15 protein-coding genes are annotated in these 17,086 nt (G+C 31.6%); 8 read left to right on the forward strand and 7 right to left on the reverse strand.

The window, feature by feature from the left end; all coding sequences use genetic code 11:
- Positions 1–22: 22 nt before the first annotated feature.
- Both QLQ96_RS09570 and QLQ96_RS09575 read left to right on the forward strand, forming a co-directional pair.
- Positions 23–1,039 (forward strand): 2-hydroxyacid dehydrogenase, encoded by a 1,017-nt coding sequence (locus QLQ96_RS09570; protein ID WP_482496458.1) that lies wholly within the window; start codon positions 23–25, stop codon positions 1,037–1,039.
- A 27-nt stretch (positions 1,040–1,066) separates the two neighbouring features.
- Complete coding sequence (locus QLQ96_RS09575) at positions 1,067–1,663, forward strand: hypothetical protein (protein ID WP_482496459.1); 597 nt, start codon at positions 1,067–1,069, stop codon at positions 1,661–1,663.
- 77 nt (positions 1,664–1,740) lie between these two features.
- Here QLQ96_RS09575 and QLQ96_RS09580 read toward each other — a convergent pair whose 3' ends face one another.
- From QLQ96_RS09580 to lysS, 6 genes are all read right to left on the reverse strand, one after another.
- Complete coding sequence (locus tag QLQ96_RS09580) at positions 1,741–4,545, reverse strand: VIT domain-containing protein (protein ID WP_482496460.1); 2,805 nt, start codon at positions 4,543–4,545, stop codon at positions 1,741–1,743.
- Between the two features lie 82 nt (positions 4,546–4,627).
- Entirely contained in the window at positions 4,628–5,773 is a 1,146-nt protein-coding gene (locus tag QLQ96_RS09585) for a S1 family peptidase (RefSeq protein ID WP_482496461.1), read from the reverse strand.
- 216 nt (positions 5,774–5,989) lie between these two features.
- Complete coding sequence (locus QLQ96_RS09590) at positions 5,990–6,130, reverse strand: hypothetical protein (protein WP_482496462.1); 141 nt, start codon at positions 6,128–6,130, stop codon at positions 5,990–5,992.
- Between the two features lie 24 nt (positions 6,131–6,154).
- Positions 6,155–6,658: a hypothetical protein gene (locus tag QLQ96_RS09595; protein ID WP_482496463.1), complete on the reverse strand. Its 504-nt coding sequence runs from the start codon at positions 6,656–6,658 to the stop codon at positions 6,155–6,157.
- Positions 6,655–7,983, reverse strand: a complete 1,329-nt coding sequence (locus QLQ96_RS09600) for an AAA family ATPase (RefSeq protein WP_482496464.1) — start codon at positions 7,981–7,983, stop codon at positions 6,655–6,657. Before QLQ96_RS09600 ends, QLQ96_RS09595 begins: the two co-directional genes overlap by 4 nt.
- 87 nt (positions 7,984–8,070) lie before the next feature.
- Positions 8,071–9,771: a lysine--tRNA ligase gene (gene lysS, locus QLQ96_RS09605; protein WP_482496465.1), complete on the reverse strand. Its 1,701-nt coding sequence runs from the start codon at positions 9,769–9,771 to the stop codon at positions 8,071–8,073.
- Positions 9,772–10,048: 277 nt separating this feature from the next.
- Between lysS and QLQ96_RS09610 the strand changes: the two genes are divergently transcribed.
- The 5 genes from QLQ96_RS09610 (at position 10,049) to QLQ96_RS09630 (ending at position 14,241) form a co-directional block, all read left to right on the forward strand.
- The gene (locus tag QLQ96_RS09610; protein WP_482496466.1) at positions 10,049–10,774 is read left to right on the forward strand and encodes a hypothetical protein; all 726 of its coding nucleotides are present in this window, start codon (positions 10,049–10,051) and stop codon (positions 10,772–10,774) included.
- Positions 10,775–10,834: 60 nt separating this feature from the next.
- A complete protein-coding gene (locus QLQ96_RS09615; RefSeq protein ID WP_482496467.1) occupies positions 10,835–11,638 on the forward strand; it encodes a hypothetical protein in 804 nt (267 codons plus the stop codon).
- Between the two features lie 67 nt (positions 11,639–11,705).
- Positions 11,706–12,449: a hypothetical protein gene (locus QLQ96_RS09620; protein WP_482496468.1), complete on the forward strand. Its 744-nt coding sequence runs from the start codon at positions 11,706–11,708 to the stop codon at positions 12,447–12,449.
- A gap of 5 nt (positions 12,450–12,454) precedes the next feature.
- Positions 12,455–13,153, forward strand: a complete 699-nt coding sequence (gene lipB, locus QLQ96_RS09625; RefSeq protein ID WP_482496469.1) for a lipoyl(octanoyl) transferase LipB — start codon at positions 12,455–12,457, stop codon at positions 13,151–13,153.
- Between the two features lie 236 nt (positions 13,154–13,389).
- Positions 13,390–14,241 (forward strand): nuclear transport factor 2 family protein, encoded by an 852-nt coding sequence (locus tag QLQ96_RS09630; protein WP_482496470.1) that lies wholly within the window; start codon positions 13,390–13,392, stop codon positions 14,239–14,241.
- Positions 14,242–14,267: 26 nt separating this feature from the next.
- Here QLQ96_RS09630 and QLQ96_RS09635 read toward each other — a convergent pair whose 3' ends face one another.
- Entirely contained in the window at positions 14,268–14,930 is a 663-nt protein-coding gene (locus QLQ96_RS09635; RefSeq protein WP_482496471.1) for a ribonuclease HII, read from the reverse strand.
- Positions 14,931–15,098: 168 nt separating this feature from the next.
- Here QLQ96_RS09635 and QLQ96_RS09640 point away from each other — a divergent pair, with 168 nt between their 5' ends.
- Complete coding sequence (locus QLQ96_RS09640) at positions 15,099–17,084, forward strand: putative porin (protein ID WP_482496472.1); 1,986 nt, start codon at positions 15,099–15,101, stop codon at positions 17,082–17,084.
- The last annotated feature ends 2 nt before the right edge of the window (positions 17,085–17,086 follow it).

Raw genomic sequence — 17,086 nt, forward strand, 5'->3', positions numbered from 1 at the left:
TGTAATTTCCAATTTATATTTTATGAATTCAACCATTGAAAACAAAATTGCTTTTTTCTCGACTCAGCCTTACGATAAAACCTTTTTTAATAAATACAATGAAGATTTTGGCTATCAATTGGATTTTTTTGAAACCCAGCTAAATCCACAAACAGTTGCATTAATTGAAGCTTGTGAAATTGTTTGTGTTTTTGTAAATGATATTGTAAACGAAACAGTTATTAAACAATTAGCAGAAAAAAACGTCAAAATAATTGCACTACGCTGTGCCGGATTCAACAATGTAGATTTAGAAGCCGCTAAAAAATATAATATCAAAGTTTGTCGTGTTCCAGCTTATTCTCCGCAAGCCGTTGCAGAACATGCCATGGCAATGATTTTGACTTTAAATAGAAAAACTCATAAAGCATACAATAGAGTTCGTGAACAGAATTTCTCTTTAAATGGATTGTTAGGTTTTGATTTATTCGGAAAAACAATCGGAATTATCGGAACGGGTAACATAGGAAAAGCATTTTCTAAAATTGCATTAGGTTTTGGCTGTAAAGTTTTGGCGTATGATATTGTGGAAAGCGAAGAAATGAAAAAGGACGGCGTTTCTTTTGTGGTTTTAGAAGAGATTTTGAAATCGAGTGATATTATTTCATTGCATTGTCCGCTAAACGATCAGACGAAACACGTTATCAATAAAACTTCGCTGACTTTTATGAAAGACAGCGTTATGATTATCAACACAAGTCGTGGCGGATTAATAGAAACATCATCAGTTATTGAAGGGTTGAAAGAAGGAAAAATTGGCTATTTAGGAATTGACGTTTACGAACAGGAAGAAAAACTGTTCTTTAGAGATCTTTCTGCAGATATTATTCAAGATGATGCCATTCAGCGTTTAATGAGTTTTCCGAATGTTTTGGTAACAGCGCATCAGGCATTTTTTACCAACGAAGCTTTAACGCAGATTGCATTGGTTACGTTCAATAATATAAAATCATTATTGGCGAAGAATGATATTGAAAATAAAACAGCATTATTAGTGTAAACTATTGTGAATTTAAAGCATATGATTATGAAAAATAAAATTCTGATTTTAGTTGCAATTTTGGCATTATCTTCTTGTCAAAACAAAGACAATTCGAAGAATATTGTAAAAACAATTGTTCAAGATACATTGTCTAAAACCCTTGGTGGGACAGCAGATTTAAGTGATGTCTCTGAGAAAAATAATAAAGAAGTAGAACTCATCGAAAAACAATTGTTGGTTTTATTGAAGAAAGATTTGGTAGCAATGACCAAAGAAGATAGATCGTTCTATTATGAAGCTTTCGATTTGGATAATGACAAGAAAGACGAATACTTTGTAGGTTTTTCTAATTCGTATTTCTGCGGAAGCGGAGGCTGTTCAGGTTATATTTTAAATAATGACGGAAGCGTAATCAATCATTTCTCAGTAACCAATTTTCCGATTTTAGTAACAACAGATTCTTCAGAGAAATTCTATAATCTTCTAATGAAAAGTGGAGGCGCATTTCATCTCATGAAAATGAAAAACGGAAAGTATCCATCAAATCCTTCGGTAGAAGAAAAATGGAAAGGAGAAGTTCCAAAAGAAACTACATCTGTTTTGGATATTCAAGGAAAGCAATTGGAGAAGTATTCGTTTTAAATTATACTTAAATAAAAAAATAAACCCGACAGATTTTAAAATTTGTCGGGTTTAATATTTAGTAAAAGCTGTAATTTCTAAAATTCAAATTCTCCAATTAGAATTTTACTGTCACTTTCGCGTTTGTTTTCTTTTTGACTTTGGAAAACCGCAATTTTTCTTTCCTGTCTACCATCAGAATAATAAAGGTAAACTTCTGCCATCACCGTTGTTGGTCCAGAAAGAATATTTTGTCTTTCACCAAAGAAATTAGTTTTGATTTTATATTTTCCTTTAATTGCTTTTTTTAGTAAAAACTGTTCAGGACCAAAACCTTGAGTGAAATCATTGCTTAATCTTCCTCCAATTTCTGTCGATTTATGTGAGTACGAACAATCTTCTCCTCTTGGATCTGTAACCCAAAGATCAATATCTGTATTGTCTTTATTCCAGTTAATAACTACACGAATATCAACAGGAAGATTTGCTTTTAAACGATCATCTACTTTGCTTGCATCAACATTTTTGTTTTGGCTCAAAATATTATTGATTTCCATAATCAAAATCTCCTCAATGCCATTGTCTCTTACAGAAATCTCATCGGTATATTCTTGATAAAGCATTCCTCTATAGATGTTAAGAGCTTCTTGAGGTTTTTTATTGTCAACCAAAGCCAATGCATAATCTCTATGACTTTGAGCATCAAAAGGTCTCCATTCTAGAATTTTTTGGGTAATCCACAATTCTTTTTCATAATTTCCTCTCTGTTTCAATAGATAAGAGATCGTTTTGTACAACTCTTCATTTTCTAAATCAAGTTCTGCTAATGTGCTTAAAACCTTTAAAGAAAGTACTTTGTCTCCTTTTTTGAATAGCAGTTTAGAAACATCAAAATAATACGTTACTTGTTTCTCGTATTTTGAACGATTTTCAAGATACTTTTGGTAAATCAATTCAGCAGACTGTAAAGATTGAAAATCTTTCATGTACTCTTGAGTGCTTTCTACATCTACCAAAGTTATTTTTCCAGAAGATGTTTTTTTATCGCTTGCTCTGCTTTCTGCAGAAGATACGGCGTTATCGCTAACAACACTTTCTTCTGAAGACAATTTTTGTGATTGCTTAGAAATTTTAGGATACAGTTTTTTTTCTGTAGGCTTAAATTCACTATTCCACCAAGTTGTCAGTTCACGTGTTTTATCAAAAGCTTTAGATAGAAGATTTCTTCTTTTTTCTAAAACTTCTCTCTTGTTTTGCGAAACGATTTTGTTGTATTCTGATAATAATTCCTCTGGAGGAGTAATGCCAAAACGAACATAATCATTTACATCTTCCAATACGATAAGACTGGTGTTCTTGCTTACAACTCCAAACTGCTCGCTCAGATTTCTAATTTCATCACTATTTTGTGTTGAATTAAGTTCCAGATCATTAATTTTTCGTTGTGCCCAAAATTGCGCAAGAGGCCAATTATCTACTTGTACAGCGTTATTGAAATCTACTGGCACTTCAAATTTCTTATTTCCTACTGAAAAAACAGCAGTAAGTTTGCTCAAGTTTGAAGATGAAATTCCGAATATATTTACTGGTTCGTTTACCGCAGTTCCAACATTTGGAAACAATTCTTGAAGCGTATTCGTTTCTTTAAAACCTAAAAATACAATAGGAAGTCTTTTATATGTTTTTAGAGCAGATTGCGTATCTAATTCGTTAAGATTGATAAAATTCCCTCCTGATTGTGAAGCTAAAAGTTTCAGCAAATTAAAATCAGAAGTTGGCGTGCTCGTTATGCTGTTAACTGGTTTTTTGAATTTTAGAGTTAAATCTCCAAAATTTGAAATTCCGTCAGAAAAAAAAAGATATTCGTCTATTGATGAAATTTCTTTTAAAGCACTAAAATCAGTTCCACCATCGTATTTTAGATTAAGGATTCTTTCTTTTAATGCATTCCAATTTCCTCCAGAAACAGTAAATTCTTCTGTTTTTTCAAGGATATTATTTAAAAGAATAAAAGAGACTGCGACATTCTTGTTATCTAAGAAATAAGCATTAAGAAAGTCCAGTTCTTTTTGACGATCTCTCTTTGATCCGCTGAATGAATTGTCCCAAATAATAGCAATTTTTTGAGATTTTGCTTTTTCTTGTACAGGGAAATTCATCGAAACGCTTGCCGCAAAATACGACTTATCGTCAGAAGCTTTTTGAAGCATTACATTCGAAGACTCATTTACTTTTGGAATGCTTATTTTTAGGCTTTCAATCGGCGTAAAATTCGTTTTCTTAATTTCAGCAACCCATTGATTTCCTTTTTTCTCAAAAGTAAAACTTCCATCTGGATTTTCAGTAATTTTTGGAGTTGTCAGGCCTTCATTAACCAATACTTTCAGATTAAATTTCGGAATACTAAACGCATTAGCAAAACTTAAAAAATACTGATAATCAGTAGCCGAATTTTTTAATTCCTGATTGTAAGTAATTCTAATGATTCTGCTGCCTCTAGCTGTAATTGGATAAATTCTGGTTCTGAAATTATTTCCAGCTACTTTTTCAATAATACCTGGATCTACATTTCTTTTTTCAATACTTTCAAATACTTCTTTAGCTCGTTCTTTTGGAACAGGAACAGCGTCTCTTAAACTTCCGTTAATGTCTAAAGCATAACCGCTTACACTTACTCCTTCTGGTAATGGAAGTGTAAAATTTGCTTCTAAGATTCTGTCGCCAGGATTGTAAAATGTATAAGTTGCTGTAGTCGATGCAAGATTTCCTAAAATCTTGGTTTCAATTTGTACTTCTTGTAAGATTACTGAATTTTTTTTCTGATTTTCGACATCCAAAGATGGAATCTGTGAAAAAGCGGCACTAAAGAATAGTAGTGCACAGATAGTAAAAAATTTATTCATAATTAATAAGCGCAATTTTATTTGATTTGAAATGTGAAAATCCGATTAGCTTTAAAGTCTTTATTTTTTGAATTTTTTCAAATTAAAGGGATAGAATATGCTTAGCTACAATTCCAAAATTGAAACCCTGAACCTGATCAAATCCACTGAAATTAACCGCGATTAGTTGGCCACATTCATTAAAAACCGGCGAACCACTAGCACCGTGTGTAGAAGTTATACTGTATTGAATTTTATTTCCATCAGATTCTTTACTTATTTGACCATCATAAAGTTGTACTTTAATGCCTGAATTTGTCTGTGCCAAATCTATTCCCATCGGATAACCCACCATTATCGCTTTTTGCCCAGGAGCTAAAGAAGCATCATTGTCAACGATATTATCGAGACTAATGATATTGGTAACAGTTGACGGAGTTTTATGATTGGCTACTTGTAAAAGACCTAAATCAATATTGCTGTCATCAGAAACTTTTTTCATTTCACAATTAATCCATTCGCTATCAGAGTTATGAAGAGCAACCTGAATGTCTACAGTTTTTATAAATACTTCAATGTTTTCTATAGAAACATATTCTTTCACCGGAATAGACGCTGCTAAATCAGTTGTTACTTGAGATGTATCTGCTTCTGTTTCATTAGAACTAACAAATTCTTCACCTGCAGACTCACTAGTTTCTTCACTAGATTCCTCATAATCTCCCTCTTCTTCACCTTCACTATATGAAACGGAAGCATGTGACCAGTTGTTATTAATAAAACTTTCATATTCATCTTCAGAAACATCGGTCGTTAAAATAGAAGCAACTTTCATTCTTAGATTTCGTATGTTAGCATTTACTTTTTCGCTCTCTTCTTCTGTTGAATTCCATGGCTGTAAAACATGTCTATTGGTGATCATGTCTCCTTCTGTATCTACAAAAAAGCCAGTTCCGTAAATTGTTTCTTCCTTTGCGTCTTCAGCAGTAAGTTGAAATTCTTTTCCATTAATTTTAACAAAATAGCCATATCTATGTTTTACAAGCACAACTGCATTTTTATAAGTATCATAGATTTTGGTGTCTGTGCCTAAGCAAACACTTTCTTTTTTTGGTTTAAAATATTTAAATCCTAAAAAGCCTGCAGCCGAGAGAACGATAATAGCGATAAGAACAAACTTGTAACGGTTTCTTTTTTTGTTGACTGTTGTTTCTAAATCTTCGTTGGGAGAGATTTTTCTAATTTTCATTTAGAGTATTGGTTGAAAAATGTTAATTGAATTGGGTTTTTGGGTGAAAAATAGATTTTTATAAAAAGCCTATTTTCCGTGCCAAATGTAGTAATTTATTTCCCAAAAAAAACGAATGAAAAATCAATTTTATGTTCAATTGATTGAGATTTTTTTTTGTTTTTTAATGTTAAAAAGAAAAACCCGACAGGTTTTTAAAACCTGTCGGGTTTGAATTTATATACTGTTAAGCCATTCAAGATCTTCTTTATCCAAATCTTCTTGAGAAATGACTCTTCCGTATTTTATATCATCTTCACTTTGTTTAAGGATGTCTATTTCTTGTTCATCAAGGTGATAAAATTCTTGATTGCTCATTTGACTTAGGCTGATTTGAAATATTTAAAATTTTATAAAATTACCTTCTGAAAATTCCGAATTATATTGTTTAAATAAAACTTTACGGGCTTGATCTCCAGCTTTAATTACTCTTGATTTGGATTGAAAACAAATTTGAGAAAAAATCGAAACTGAACTTAGGTCAATTTTTGAATTATAAAATTTAATTGTAGCAATTAATTGTTCAGTTGCATCATTTCTTTCTTTTCTTCTATTTCGTGGTTTGACATCTTTGGATTCAACGAAATAAATGTTTTTGTTTTCATAAACTGCCCAGTCACATTTTTTTGAATTTTCATTCTTCATGACTGAATATTCATTTTCGAGAAACAAAATTTCTTTCGAATTTTCGTTTTCTAAACATAGATTCCAATATTCTTCTTCCGATTTAAATGTAACGACTGAATCTTTTATTTCTTCAAGAAAGTAAAGAGGATCTATTAAAATTTTGTAGCAAACATCTTTTTCTAAATCAGGAAAATTAGCTAATAAATCTTCAAAACTCATAAATCTAGTAGTTTATCAAATTCATCAACAAAAGTATCAGAAACACCATCAATCATATTTTCAGAAATCTGCCCTAATTTATCATTCATTATTTTTTTTGCTTTACCATTTTTCAATTCGTAAGCAATAAAGTTTTTAGGATTTAGCCAAGATTCTTTTTTTATAATTTTATTTACTTCTTTTGGAAATTTTTGCCCTTTCTCATAAGCTAATAATAAATTATTTATAGATGCTAAAACAAATGGGCTATGTGTCGTAAGAATTAAATTTTTTCTATCAAATAAACAGTTTTCAACTAGATACTTAATTAATTCATGTTGTGCTTTTGGATATAAATTTAGTTCTGGTTCTTCCACAACAAAATTAAAATTGTATTCTTCTTTTAGTGATTTGGAATATTCAACTAAAAGCAAAATTGGAATAATTGATTGTAATCCAGATGCGGATTCTAATAAATCTACTTTTTCATTATCATTATGATATATATAAGAAGTTTTTCCTTCTCGTTTATATTTGACTTTTTTATCAATAATTTTTAATGGTAATTCTTTTATTGTTTGAACTGCTTTTTCATAATCCTGTCCACTATTTAGCAAGTGTTTAGGTATTTGAACGTTGTTATTTATTAAACCCAATGTATTCTCTGCTATCAAGTGCAGAAAATTTCGTTCAGAAGGTATGTATATAGAATCAAATAAATATAAATTTGGAAAAAGATTAATTAATTGCTCAAGTATCCAAATGTAATTTTCGATGCTTTTATCTCTTTCAAGAATTTCAAGAATTTCATCAGAACATTTTTCTTTGATATCTTGATGGATTTTAGTACTAATGAACTTTTGAAATTTTATCTTTTGAGGTTTAGTACTAAAAATTTTAAGTGTTTTTTCGAAATCATTTAGTAAGCAATCGATTATTTCGGAGTTTAAATTTTTTTTTAAAATTTCAGCCGCCTTTTTTTGATTTGAATTAGGATTTTTGCTTATTTCTTTAATCACTGATAAAAATCTATAAGCAGTTGCTTTAGAAAAAACACCCTCTACATATTTTAGTTTAAAAGGGCTTTTTTCACCATAATCTATATTATCGTAAGATATAAAAGTGTCTTTTTTTAAGTAATTGAAGATATTATATTTTTTTAATTCTTCTTCAAAAGAAATATTATCATCTCTTCTAAATTTTTCATCTTCAAATATTGAAAGAAGTTTAGCTAAGGTACTTTTGCCTGAAGCTTGCGCACCAATAAAAGTAACCATTTCTCTAACTTCGATATCAATATCTTTTAGAGGTCCGAAATTTTTAACAATAAGTTTTGCTCTTTCCATGTTTCCAAAATTAAGGAAAATATTTATATATGAAAAAGGAGCTTAAATAAAAGCCCCTTTTTAAATTTTATATGATTTTAAAGGAATTTACCCCACCAATTCCACAAATTTAAATTCACCTTCAACAGCAACTTTAGTCAAACCGTATTTAGATAAGTTTTTCATCGAAGCATCCCATTTTTTACCGCTTAAATTTGCGGTAATTTTTAATTGCTGAAGATCCATTTTATTTTCATTTCCTTTCAATAAATCAACGATAAATTTCTCTTCATCAGATAATTCAACAGTTTGTTTTTTCTCAGGACGCATTTGCGGGAACAATAAAACCTCTTGAATCGAAGCATTATTTGTCAAATACATAATCAAACGATCCATTCCAATTCCCATTCCAGAAGTAGGAGGCATACCGTACTCAAGCGCTCTTAAGAAATCTTCGTCGATAATTCCGTTTGCTTCATCATCACCTTTTGCTGCCAAACGCATTTGATCTTCAAAACGCTCTCTTTGGTCAATAGGGTCATTTAATTCAGAATAAGCATTTGCGATTTCTTTTCCGCAAACCATTAATTCAAAACGCTCAGTCAAATCTGGATTATCGCGGTGCTCTTTACAAAGCGGAGACATTTCTTTTGGATAATCTGTAATGAAAGTTGGCTGAATATAATTTCCTTCACATTTCGCTCCAAAAATCTCATCAATCAGTTTTCCTTTACCCATTGTGTTGTCAACCTCGATTCCCATTCCTCTTGCAGCTTCGAACAATTCCTGTTCTGTTTTTCCAGAAATATCAAAACCAGTAAAATGTTTGATAGAATCGGTCATTGTAACACGAGCGTAAGGCGCTTTAAAGTTGATTGTGTGCTCGCCAAAAGTAACTTCGCTAGTTCCATTTACAGCGATAGCACAATGCTCAAGTAAACCTTCAGCAAATTCCATCATCCAATTGTAGTCTTTGTAAGCTACATATATTTCCATTGCAGTAAACTCAGGATTATGCGTTCTGTCCATTCCTTCGTTACGGAAGTTTCTAGAGAACTCATAAACACCTTCAAATCCACCAACAATTAATCTTTTCAAATACAATTCGTTCGCAATACGCATGTAAAGCGGAATGTCAAGCGAGTTATGGTGCGTAATAAATGGTCTTGCCGAAGCGCCACCAGGAATCGATTGCAAAACTGGAGTATCAACTTCAAGATATCCTGCATCGTTAAAATAACCACGCATTGCAGTAAACAACTTTGTACGTTTAATAAAAGTTTCTTTAACCTGCGGATTTACAGTTAAATCAACATAACGCATTCTGTAGCGCAATTCAGCGTCTTTAAAAGCATCATGAACGTTTCCGTCTGTATCAACTCTTGGCAACGGAAGCGGACGTAACGTTTTACTTAAGAAAGTAAGACCAGTTACACGAACACATTGTGCGCCAACTTGTGTAGTAAACAACTCACCTTCAATTCCAATAAAATCACCTAAATCAGTTAATTTTTTGAAAACTGTGTTGTACAAAGTTTTATCATCACCTTCACACAAAACATCGCGATTCACGTACAATTGAATACGTCCTTCGCTATCCTGCAATTCAGCAAAACAAGCTTTACCTTGATCACGAACACTCATTAAACGTCCAGCAACGATAACCTTCTTACCTTCCTCAAAAGTTTCTTTTATCTGCTTCGAAGTATGATTTACAGGAAAAAGATTAGCCGGATAAGGATTGATTCCTAAGTTGCGTAAGTTCTGAAGTTTTTCTCTTCTAATGATTTCTTGTTCTGATAATGCCATTTTTGCTTTATTTTTTAAGTCTGCAAAGATAAAAAAAAGAATGTAGATTTTAGAATGCAGATTTTAGATTTTTTGCAGCATCAAATTATTGGGTTTCAATCAACTTTAGTCCCGCTATCCATTTCAATCTTTTATGCCGAACACCGGCACAAAAGGATTTCCATTTCTATCGGGGCTAGATTAGAAATTTTTGTTTTCATAAGAGTTTTTAGTTGGAACGTAGCGACTAAAAAAACTTAGTATCTTAGCCACTATGAACCTTAGAATCTTTAAAATAATGAAATATTTAGCTGTTTTTCTTGTACTAATTTTTTTTGCAAGCTGTCAAATTACAGAAACGCTAGTCCTAAATTCAGATGGAAGCGGTACAATAGAAATGGAACAACTTCGAGAAGAAAATAGCTATATGCAATTGGCTGGAGAAGAATATTCTAAAGAAAATGTTTTTAAGGATACAACTTATATCTTCAAAGATTATATCAATAAATACAGCGAGAACTTTGAAAAATATAAACTAGAAGAACAACAGTTATTTCAAAAATATGCCAATGTAGAAGTAAAAATAAAAAGAAGCTCTTTCGAAAAAGAATTTAGAACGCTTTTTACGCTTCATTTTGATAAAGCCTCAGAAATTCCAGATTTATTTAAAACAGAAGATTATGCTTCAGATATTCAGCATAATTATGCTTTAACGGCAGAAAACCATTATTTCAGAATTTCATATGCTTTTGATGGTAAAATTTTTAAACGTTCTGTAACCATTATAAACACAGCTGAATTAGAAAAAGTAAGAGAAGAATCGCAAAAATTCAAAGCAAATTATGGTTCTTCAAAATTGATTCAGTCGTATACTTTAAAATATCATTTTCCAAAAAAGATCAAATCAGTTTCAAATTCAAAAGCGGTTATAGGGGCAGACAAAAAATCTCTAACCTTAGAATTTCAGCTTTCAGATTTTCTTTATGATCCTGAAATTAGTAATCTCAATGTTGTTTTAGAATAAAATTAAAATAATTCAGAAAAGAAAGTATCTTCGCTCATATAACTTAATTAGCCTAAAATAATGAAAAGAATTCTACTTTGCTTTTTTATAATGTTTTGTATTACAAGCTGTACGCTTAAGGAAAAAGTGGTCATGAACGAAGATGGATCAGGAACTTTCTCTTACGGATTTGACATGTCACCTATGTATAAACTCGGAATGAAAAAAGCAGATTCTACAAAAGTCAGTAAGGTAGTGGATACCACTTTTACTTTCAAAGAGGTATTTGACAAAGTCAAAGACAGTATTTCTAAATTGCCAAATGGTGACAAAGAAAAATTGGAGCTGTTAGAAAAAGAAAAGGAGAAACTTGAAATTCTACAGGATTTTAAAGTGAGCATAAAAATCAACGAAGAAAAAAAGGAATTTGAATATAGTATGATATTTGATTTCCCTAGCGGAACAGGATATAAAACTATTGCAACACCTGCCGAAAGTTTAGAAGGATTGGCTGCAGCAGATAAAAAAAATCTTGGACTCTTAAGTGCTATGCCCAAACCAGAAGAAAAATCGGCTACAACTATTTTTTATGATGGTAAGGTTTTTATTAAGGCTGTAACACTTGGTAAAGACGATAAAAAAGGTAAAAAGAAAAAAGAAGCCAAGAAAGAAAAAAACGATGATCCGTTCTCTAAAAAAATGGAAGAAATGATGAAAGAATGCAAGTATATTGCCGAATATCATTTTCCTAAAAAGATCAAAACTGTTTCGCTTAAAAACGCGGTTCTAACGCAAGATAGAAAAGGTTTTACTCTTGAAATTCCTTTAGACAACGCGCAGGAAAGCAGTGTCGATTTTGGTTTTAAAGTAGAATTTGAGCAATAATTTGAGGTTTCCAACAAAATGTATTTTTAAGAATAGTCTTTGTATCTTTGATAAAAATATAACTACGATGAAATTATATAAACTACTTAGTTTTTCTTTTTTAATAGCGACGTTAACCAGCTGTACTTTCACTGAAAACATTTACATAAACGATAACGGAACCGGAAAATTCGCTGTAGATATGGATGGTTCCGCTTTAATGGAAATGGCTGGCGATCAAATTGCAGGTCAAATGGGAGAGGCTAAAAAAGATATTGATACTACTTTTACTTTCAAACAAATGTTTGAAGAGAAAAAAGACAGTATCGCTAAGTTGTCGCCAGAAACGCAAAAGGAGCTTAAGAAATTGGAAAATTTCGTTGTGTCAACAAAAATGAGTTCAGAGAAAAAACAGTTTCAAATGATAATGAAAACTGATTTTAAAAATGTAAATGAACTTCAAGATATTTTGCAGACATTAGGCACACTTCAGAAATTAGAAGGAGGCTCAAATCCTATGGGAAGCGGTTTTGGAGATAACGGCAGTAAATTGAGTTACACTTATGATGGGAAAAAATTTACGAGAAAGGCGGTTGTCGATTTGCAAAAAAAGGCAGCAAAAGCAAAAGACTCTGCAGGAGATATGTCAAAAATGATGTTTGCTTCATCTAGCTATATCGTAAATTATCATTTTCCAAAAAAAATAAAGAAAGTTTCAAATCCAACTGCTTTATTTAGCGATGATCGCAAATCAATTACAATTCAATACACTTTTACGGATTATATGGAGAATCCTGACAAACTGAACTTTGACGTTGAGTTTGAAAAATAATTAAAATGAATAAAAAAATCCAACTTCAGGATCTGGGCAAAAAAGATTACAAATCGACTTGGGAATATCAGGAAGAAATCTTTAAAGACATTGTCGATTTAAAAATCAAGAACAGAAGAGAAGAACTAGATCTGCCAACGCCAAATTATTTATTATTAGTTGAGCATCCGCATGTTTACACTTTAGGAAAAAGCGGCGATCTGGAGAACTTATTATTAAACGAAAAACAGCTCGAAGCCAAAGGGGCAACTTTTTATAAAATCAACCGTGGTGGCGATATTACCTATCACGGACCTGGACAAATTGTAGGTTATCCTATTTTGGATTTAGAAAATTTCTTTACGGATATTCATAAATACTTACGTTTGCTAGAAGAATCAATTATTCTGACTTTGGCAGAATATGGTTTAGAATCGGGCAGAAGCGAAGGAGAAACAGGAGTTTGGCTTGGTGTAGGAACTCCATTTGCACGCAAAATCTGCGCAATGGGTGTTCGCGCTTCAAGATGGGTAACTATGCACGGATTTGCCTTAAACGCAAATGTCGATTTAGGATATTTTGATAATATTATTCCGTGTGGAATTCGCGGAAAAGGCGTTACTTCTCTCAATCTAGAACTTGGTGTAGAAAAAGTAGACGAAGAAGAAGTAAAAGCTAAAATTATAAAACATTTCAAAGAGCTCTTCGAAGCTGAATTTGTTTAAAAATAGCGCTAAAAAAGTAAACCGTTTCAAGTATTTTATTTGAAACGGTTTTTTGTTTCGTCTCATTTTTTAGATAGAAAGCTGTTTTTTTCTAAAAATATATTGAAAAAAGGGAAAAACCATTTCGCAAAAGTTAAGATTTTGAAGGAAAGACAAATTATGCGTTACACGTCATTCTCATTGGTATTTGTGCTAAATTTGAGTACTTACTATTAAAATTTTAATCCTGATGGCTTATGAGAAAAATCTACTTATTCTGTTTCCTTTTTGTGCTTAATGGTCTTTTTGCCCAAAAGAAAGATAAATTATATCCCGTTGCAGTTTATGAAAAAGTGTGGCAGGAAAAAAATAGCGATACCAGATTAAAAATGATTAAATCGATTTGGTTGGAAGATAGTACTTTCGAAGATCCTTCGGCTTCAATAAAGGGAACCGTGGCATTTAATAACGTGATCAACGAATTCTACAAGAAAAACCCAGATGCAGTATTAACTTCGGGAGCCAAAATCGTAAAAGACAATTATGTAACCTGGGAATGGAAAGTTCTAGATTCTAAAAATAATCTTATAATGGCTGGGCGCGACTTTGCGCGTTTAAATGGCAAAGGACAGGTAAGTAAAATTATTGGTTTCTGGGATAAAGGAGCAACTTTATCTGAAGCGGATATTTTGAAAAATCTAGAAGCTGATAATCTAAAAGTAGTGGCTAAATACTACGAAAGCCTTTTTAAAACAAGAGATTTTGATGCTTTAGGAGCTTTAATTGCAGACGGAGCGGTTTACAATCAAGCTGCGGGTTTGCCTTACGGAGGAAATTATATCGGTTTTGGCGAATGGACCAAAATGTTTACAAAATCAACAGAATTTTTTGATTTACAGATAGAGAAAGAACCGGTTTATTTTAGCGATGCTTCTAAAAATGAAGTGATCATTTATTTTACAATAAACTGTAAATCTAAAAAATCGGGTAAAACAATGTCGGTTCCAATTTCAGAGCATTTAGATTTGAAGGACGGAAAAATTACTGCTGTTAGATCTTTTTATTATGATACAAAAACATTTGCAGAATTTTTGAAAAGTAAAAAATAAAAAAACGACCTGATTAGGTCGTTTTTTTATTCAAAAACAAGTTCTAATTGTTCTGGCAAAAGCCTAAAACTCATTCTGTGGTATTTTGTGGTTCCGAATTCTTTAATGGCTTCTCGGTGTTCTTTGGTTGGATATCCTTTGTTTTGCTTCCAATTGTACATTGGGAATTCTTCATGAATTTGATCCATATATTCGTCACGATACGTTTTTGCTAAAACAGATGCGGCGGCAATACTCAGATATTTTCCATCTCCTTTAATAATACTTTGGTTTGGAATAGATTTTAAAAGTGTAATCTCATCTTCAGAAAACTGTTTTCCGAAAGTGTTTTTGAGTCCGAGTTTTGCATTTAAAGAACGATTTCCGTCAACAATAATATATTCCGGAACATGTTTTAGCTTTAAAATACATTCCTGCATTCCTTTCATAGAAGCATTTAAAATATTTATTTCATCAATTTCATCTGGAAATAAATGCGTAACGGCAAAACATAAAGCTTCTTTTTCTATGATAGGTCTTAAAAGCGCTCTCGTTTTTTCAGACAATTGTTTACTGTCATTGAGAATCGTATTTTCAAAATGTTCGGGTAAAATTATAGCCGCTGCAGTAACTGGCCCAGCAAGACATCCTCTGCCAGCCTCGTCGGTTCCAGTTTCTAAAACAAATCCTGAGAAATTTTTTTCGAGCATTTTTTAGGTTTTAAATAACAAATTAGATGAAATTTTCAGCAAAAATATTCGTTTTCGTACTGTCAGCCAAGGCAATTGTATAAAATGAAGTGTTTTTTTATTTATTTGTTTTTTAATTTACCTTTGCTTAGCAAATTTTGTCAAAATAAATTTATACAAAGCCATCAAATGAGAATATTCATTTTTCTATATCTATTAGTTATTCCAACTTTATTGTTTTCGCAAGAAAAAAAAACTGCTTCTAAAAATAATTTAGATATGAATACGGAATATTCTAGTATTACAGATAGCGTAAAAAAGAAAAAACAAAAAATAGCCAAAATAGACCAGTACAAAATTGTCACTTTAGAACATGATACAATTTATGCTGATACTTCGCTAACGCTTAAAAGTGCATACAAACAAAATCATCTCAGAAAGGATCTTTTTGGACTTATGGAGTTTTCTAATATTGGGCAGCCTATAAGTACACTGCAATACAGTTTGACAAGTTTTTCTCCATATCCTGAAATTGGTTTCAGCGGAAAACATTCTCTTTATATGCAAGCGGATCAAATTAGATATTACTCTGTTGCAACGCCTCTTACTGAGTTGTTTTTTAATACGACTATAAAAAAAGGTCAGAACGTAGATTCTTTTATCACATTAAACGCTTCTAAAAACCTTAATTTCTCAATTGCTTATAAAGGACTAAGATCTGAAGGAGATTATAATAATCAATTAGTTAGTGCCGGTAATTTAAGGATAACAACTAGTTATGCAACAACTGAGAAAAGATATGCAATAAATGCGCATTTTACGAATCAGGATATTATGAATGAGGAAAATGGCGGTATAACGAACGATGCTGATTTTGAAAGCGATAATAATGATTATAAAAATAGACAAAGATTACAGGTTTATCTAACCGATGCCGAATCATTTTTAAAAGGAAGAAGATTGTTTTTTGATCATGCTTTTAGAATAAATCCAAGTGAAGGAAGCAATAATCTATATATAACGCATCAATTTAATTACGAGTATAAAGCTTATGAATATAAACAGCCAACTGTAATTTCGACCATAACCGACAACAATGGATCTTCAACACGTGTACAGCGATTTGGAGAGTCTTATGCGGCAAGTAATATTAATGATCAGACTAAATATGAAAGGCTTTATAACAAAGTTGGAGCGGCTTATGAAAATTCGCTTTTAGGTAAATTCATATTTTTTGTTGATGATTATAGATCTAATTATAAATATAATAGAGTTATTGTTGATACAGATGGAAGTGCAATTCCAGACAATTTGTACTTGCAGTTTAATAATTTTGGCGCTCAATACGAATATCAAAAAAACAAATGGAATGGTAGATTTTTGTATTCAAGATCAATTACCAATCAGTCGCTTTCAGATTTAGATGCTAAACTGCGATATGATATGAGCGAAAAAATTAAGTTTGACTTTAGATATCGTAACATCAATAAACTGCCTAATAACAATTATAATTTGTACCAAAGCAGCTGGATTTCGTACAATTGGTCTAATGATTTTAAAAACGAAAAAATTAATACGCTAAGTGCAGAAATCACAACTCCTTGGCTGACAGGACAAGTTCAATATACAGTATTGAACGATCATTTGTATTTTAAAGATGATGCTTCAATTGAACAAAAAGCAGCAGGCCAGCAGATCGTTAAACCATTGCAGTACGGAAACGCAATTAATTATTTAGAGATAAAAGTAAGCAGAGAGTTCAAATTCGGACCTTTTGCGTTAGATAACACACTTTTGTATCAAAAAGTAGATCAATCAGATTTAATTTTAAATGTGCCTGATTTTGTAACTAGAAATACATTTTATTATTCTAATCACTTGTTCAAAAAAGCGTTATTTCTTCAAACAGGTATTGTATTTAATTATCTTACTAAATATTACGGAGATGATTATAACCCTGTTATTTCTGAATTCTTTGTGCAGCAGGATAAAAAAATAGGTGGTTTTGCAACATTCGATTTCTTCGTAAATGCTAGAATACGCCAGACACGTTTTTATTTAAGAGCAGAGCACTTTAATGCGGCTTTTACACAAAGCAATTATTACTCGGCGCCTCATAATCCGTATCGTGATTTTGTATTGCGTTTTGGTCTGGTTTGGAATTTCTTCCAATAAAA

The sequence above is a fragment of the Flavobacterium sp. B167r genome (assembly GCF_056824315.1).

Coding starts and splice junctions, on each gene's coding strand:
- QLQ96_RS09570 (WP_482496458.1), top strand. CDS start 23: ATGAATTCAACCATTGAAAACAAAATTGCTTTTTTCTCGACTCAGCCT.
- QLQ96_RS09585 (WP_482496461.1), bottom strand. CDS start 5,773: ATGAAAATTAGAAAAATCTCTCCCAACGAAGATTTAGAAACAACAGTC.
- QLQ96_RS09610 (WP_482496466.1), top strand. CDS start 10,049: ATGAAATATTTAGCTGTTTTTCTTGTACTAATTTTTTTTGCAAGCTGT.
- QLQ96_RS09620 (WP_482496468.1), top strand. CDS start 11,706: ATGAAATTATATAAACTACTTAGTTTTTCTTTTTTAATAGCGACGTTA.
- lysS (WP_482496465.1), bottom strand. CDS start 9,771: ATGGCATTATCAGAACAAGAAATCATTAGAAGAGAAAAACTTCAGAAC.
- QLQ96_RS09575 (WP_482496459.1), top strand. CDS start 1,067: ATGAAAAATAAAATTCTGATTTTAGTTGCAATTTTGGCATTATCTTCT.
- QLQ96_RS09600 (WP_482496464.1), bottom strand. CDS start 7,983: ATGGAAAGAGCAAAACTTATTGTTAAAAATTTCGGACCTCTAAAAGAT.
- QLQ96_RS09640 (WP_482496472.1), top strand. CDS start 15,099: ATGAGAATATTCATTTTTCTATATCTATTAGTTATTCCAACTTTATTG.
- QLQ96_RS09630 (WP_482496470.1), top strand. CDS start 13,390: ATGAGAAAAATCTACTTATTCTGTTTCCTTTTTGTGCTTAATGGTCTT.
- QLQ96_RS09595 (WP_482496463.1), bottom strand. CDS start 6,658: ATGAGTTTTGAAGATTTATTAGCTAATTTTCCTGATTTAGAAAAAGAT.
- QLQ96_RS09615 (WP_482496467.1), top strand. CDS start 10,835: ATGAAAAGAATTCTACTTTGCTTTTTTATAATGTTTTGTATTACAAGC.
- QLQ96_RS09635 (WP_482496471.1), bottom strand. CDS start 14,930: ATGCTCGAAAAAAATTTCTCAGGATTTGTTTTAGAAACTGGAACCGAC.
- lipB (WP_482496469.1), top strand. CDS start 12,455: ATGAATAAAAAAATCCAACTTCAGGATCTGGGCAAAAAAGATTACAAA.
- QLQ96_RS09590 (WP_482496462.1), bottom strand. CDS start 6,130: ATGAGCAATCAAGAATTTTATCACCTTGATGAACAAGAAATAGACATC.
- QLQ96_RS09580 (WP_482496460.1), bottom strand. CDS start 4,545: ATGAATAAATTTTTTACTATCTGTGCACTACTATTCTTTAGTGCCGCT.